Consider the following 3394-nt stretch of genomic DNA (forward strand, 5'->3'; position numbering starts at 1 on the left):
ACCTTCGTCTGGTTTTCGGCGCCGGACCTCGCGCTCACTCAACTGCTCGTGGAGGTGGTGACCACGGTTCTCATCCTTCTGGGATTGCGCTGGTTGCCCAAGCGATCGGCAGACGTCGCCCCCGGCCTGGCCACGACTGGCGCAAGACTACGTCGCTACCGCGATCTGGCCATTGCGGTGGTGTGCGGGACCGGCATGACCATTATCGCCTATGCGGTTATGACACGAACCCCGCCCGTCACAATCGCCGACTTCTTCCTGAAAAAGGCCTATTCGGAAGGAGGCGGCAAGAACGTCGTCAACGTCATCCTGGTGGACTTCCGGGGTTTCGACACGTTCGGCGAGATCACGGTTCTCGGCATCGTCGCGTTGACGGTGTTCGCCCTGCTTCGCCGGTTCCGGCCGGCGCCCGACAATGTCGAATCCCCTGAACAGCAACGCGTCCAGAGGGCATTCGACGAAGCCAGGCCCGACCGTGAGGCGGGCGATACGGTGAGCGACTATTTGCTGATCCCGGCGGTGATCATGCAATGGCTGTTCCCGGTCATCATCGTGTTCGCCGCCTATCTGTTCATGCGCGGCCACGATCTCCCCGGCGGCGGCTTTGTCGCCGGAATCGCATTGGCCGCCGCCTTCATCTTGCAATATCTGGCGGCGGGCACACGCTGGGTTGAAGACAGGTTGCGGGTCCTGCCGGTGAACTGGATCGGCTTCGGCCTTCTCCTGGCGGCCCTCGTCGGGGCGGCCTCCTGGCTGTTCGGATACCCTTTCCTGACCTCGTATTCCCGTTATGTCGAATTGCCACTGATCGGTTCGGTGCCGGCGGCTACCGCGACCCTTTTCGATCTCGGCGTCTTTTGCCTCGTTCTCGGTGCGACCGTGCTGATGCTGATCGCTCTCGCCCACCAGTCCATCCGCCGACTGCGCGCATACCGGATCGTGGCGCAAAGCAACGAGGAAATCGCGTAGTGGAGCTTATCCTTGCCATCGGGATCGGCGTACTGACGGGGGCCGGCGTTTGGCTGTTACTTCGGCCGCGGACCTTTCAGGTCATCATCGGCCTGTCGCTCATCGGCTATGGGGTTAATCTGTTCATCTTCTCGATGGGCAGACTCAGGGTGAATACGCCGCCCGTTCTCGAATCCGGCGCGGTGGTCAACCCAGCGGACTACGCCGACCCCATCCCGCAGGCGCTTGTTTTGACCGCCATCGTCATCGGCTTCGCGACAACGGCCCTGTTCCTCGTGGTGCTGCTCGTATCGCGTGGCCTGACGGGCAGCGACCATGTCGACGGCAGGGAGCCCAATTGATGGAAACGGCAGGTCATCTCATGATCATGCCGATCGTCCTGCCGCTCGCGGCAGGGGCCGTGCTGCTGCTGCTGGACGAGCGTCGCCATGTCGTCAAGGCAGTGATCAGCATCGTCTCGGTGCTTGCGCTGGTGGTCATCGCCATAGCTCTGCTTCGCTCGGTCGACAATGCCTTTGCTTCGTCAGCAACCACCGGCGTCTATCTGCTCGGCAATTGGCCGGCGCCGTTCGGCATCGTGCTCGTGCTCGACAGGTTGTCCGCCCTGATGCTGGTTCTCACCAGCGTACTGGCGCTCGCTTCCCTGGCCTTCTCGCTGGCGCGCTGGCACAAGGCAGGGCCGCATTTCCACACGCTCTTCCAGTTTCTGCTCATGGGGCTGAACGGGGCGTTCCTCACCGGCGACCTGTTCAACCTGTTCGTCTTCTTCGAGGTGCTTCTGGCTGCATCCTATGGTCTCGTTCTGCATGGCTCGGGACCGCTCCGCGTCAAGGCGGGCCTGCACTACATTGCAGTCAATCTCGCTGCTTCGTCGCTGTTTCTGATCGGGGTCAGCCTGATCTACGGCGTGACCGGCACACTGAACATGGCAGATCTTGCGCAGCGAATCCCGGCGGTGCCGGCGGCGGATCGAATGCTGCTCGAAGCAGGCGCCGCCGTCCTCGGCGTCGCCTTCCTGGTCAAGGCGGGGATGTGGCCGCTGAGCTTCTGGCTGCCCGGCGCTTATTCGGCGGCAGCGGCCCCGGTCGCCGCGATCTTCGTGATCATGACCAAGGTCGGCTTCTATATCCTGCTGAGGCTTTCCCTGTTGCTGTTTGGCGTGGACGCCGGCGCCACAGCGGGCTTTGGCGACTCGTGGCTGCTGTTCGGCGGCATGGCCACCATCGCCTTCGGCGCTATCGGCGTGTTGGCGTCGCAGGCAGTGGGCCGGCTCGCCGGCTTCAGCATCCTGGTCTCATCCGGCACACTGCTGGCCGCGATCGGGATGGCCGATGCGAGAGTCACTGCCGGAGCCCTCTTCTACATGGTCAGTTCAACACTGACGATCGGCGCGTTCTTTCTCTTGATCGAACTCGTCGAGCGGGTGCAGGACCCAGCCGCGCATGTTCTATCGGTGACCATGGAAGCCTATCGCGACGACATGGAGGAGCCGGTGCCAGAGCAGGAGGAAGTCGGCGTTGCCATCCCCGGCACGCTGGCCGTTCTCGGCATCTGTTTCGCGGCATGCGGCCTCTTGCTCGCGGGCCTGCCACCGCTTTCGGGATTTGTCGGAAAGTTCGCGCTGCTGACCGCGATGGTGCGCCCCGATCCTGTGGCGGGTGGCGGCCTAATCGCGGGCTCGACATGGATCCTGGTCGCGTTGCTGATCCTGTCCGGCCTCTGCGCCCTGATCGGCACGATGCGCGCTGGCATCCAGATTTTCTGGGCGCCGATCGAAGGCACCGTCCCCCGCGTGCTGCTCCTGGAGATCGCGCCAGTAGCCTTCCTCCTGACGCTCTGCCTGTTGATGACGGTCCAGGGTGGACCGATGATGCGCTACATGGATGCGACCGCCCAATCGCTGCATTCGCCCGCGGACTACTTGCGAGATGTTCTGTCCATCCAGCCGATACCAGGGCCCAACGCGCCGAGGGACAAATGATCGCCCTTCTGCCTTATCCGCTGCTGACAGCTTCGCTGCTCGCGATGTGGATACTGCTCAATGGGCTGTCCATCGGCCAGGTGTTTCTCGGCGGCGTCATCGCTCTCGCAGCGTCCTTGGCCATGGCAGCGCTTCAGCCCGCTAAACCAAAAATACGACGCTGGGACCTGATCCCGCAATTGGTCCTGGTCGTCCTGGCGGACATTCTTCGCTCCAACATCGCCGTGGCGGAGATCATCCTGCAAGGCGGGCGGCATACGCGAACATCCGGATTCGTGATGATCCCGCTCGAACTGCGCGACCGGACTGGGTTGGCCGTACTCGCCTGCATCATCACCAGCACGCCCGGCACCGCCTGGGTCGAATATCACGCCGGCAGCGGCAGGCTTCGGATCCATGTTCTCGACCTGATCGACCAGCAGGCGTGGATCGACCTGATCAAGC

The 3394-nt window shown here is 63.1% G+C and carries 4 protein-coding genes; all 4 read left to right on the plus strand.

Annotated elements, in window-relative coordinates; all coding sequences use genetic code 11:
- The coding region (mbhE, locus tag EN925_RS28720) for a hydrogen gas-evolving membrane-bound hydrogenase subunit E (RefSeq protein ID WP_128337098.1) at positions 1-969 on the plus strand (969 nt) is incomplete at its 5' end.
- The gene (locus EN925_RS28725; RefSeq protein WP_127367939.1) at positions 969-1310 is read left to right on the plus strand and encodes a Na+/H+ antiporter subunit C; all 342 of its coding nucleotides are present in this window, start codon (positions 969-971) and stop codon (positions 1308-1310) included. The genes mbhE and EN925_RS28725, both read left to right, overlap by 1 nt.
- Positions 1310-2950 (plus strand): monovalent cation/H+ antiporter subunit D, encoded by a 1641-nt coding sequence (locus EN925_RS28730; protein WP_127367938.1) that lies wholly within the window; start codon positions 1310-1312, stop codon positions 2948-2950. Before EN925_RS28725 ends, EN925_RS28730 begins: the two co-directional genes overlap by 1 nt.
- On the plus strand, positions 2947-3394 hold a 448-nt coding region (locus EN925_RS28735; RefSeq protein WP_128337099.1), incomplete at its 3' end, for a Na+/H+ antiporter subunit E. The genes EN925_RS28730 and EN925_RS28735, both read left to right, overlap by 4 nt.

This window comes from Mesorhizobium sp. M7A.F.Ca.US.006.04.2.1, assembly GCF_004022915.1.
GTDB classification, from domain to species: Bacteria; Pseudomonadota; Alphaproteobacteria; order Rhizobiales; family Rhizobiaceae; genus Mesorhizobium; species Mesorhizobium ciceri.

Bases quoted from the DNA above. Each gene is read 5' to 3' on its own strand.
- EN925_RS28730 (WP_127367938.1), top strand. From the start codon at position 1,310: ATGGAAACGGCAGGTCATCTCATGATCATGCCGATCGTCCTGCCGCTC.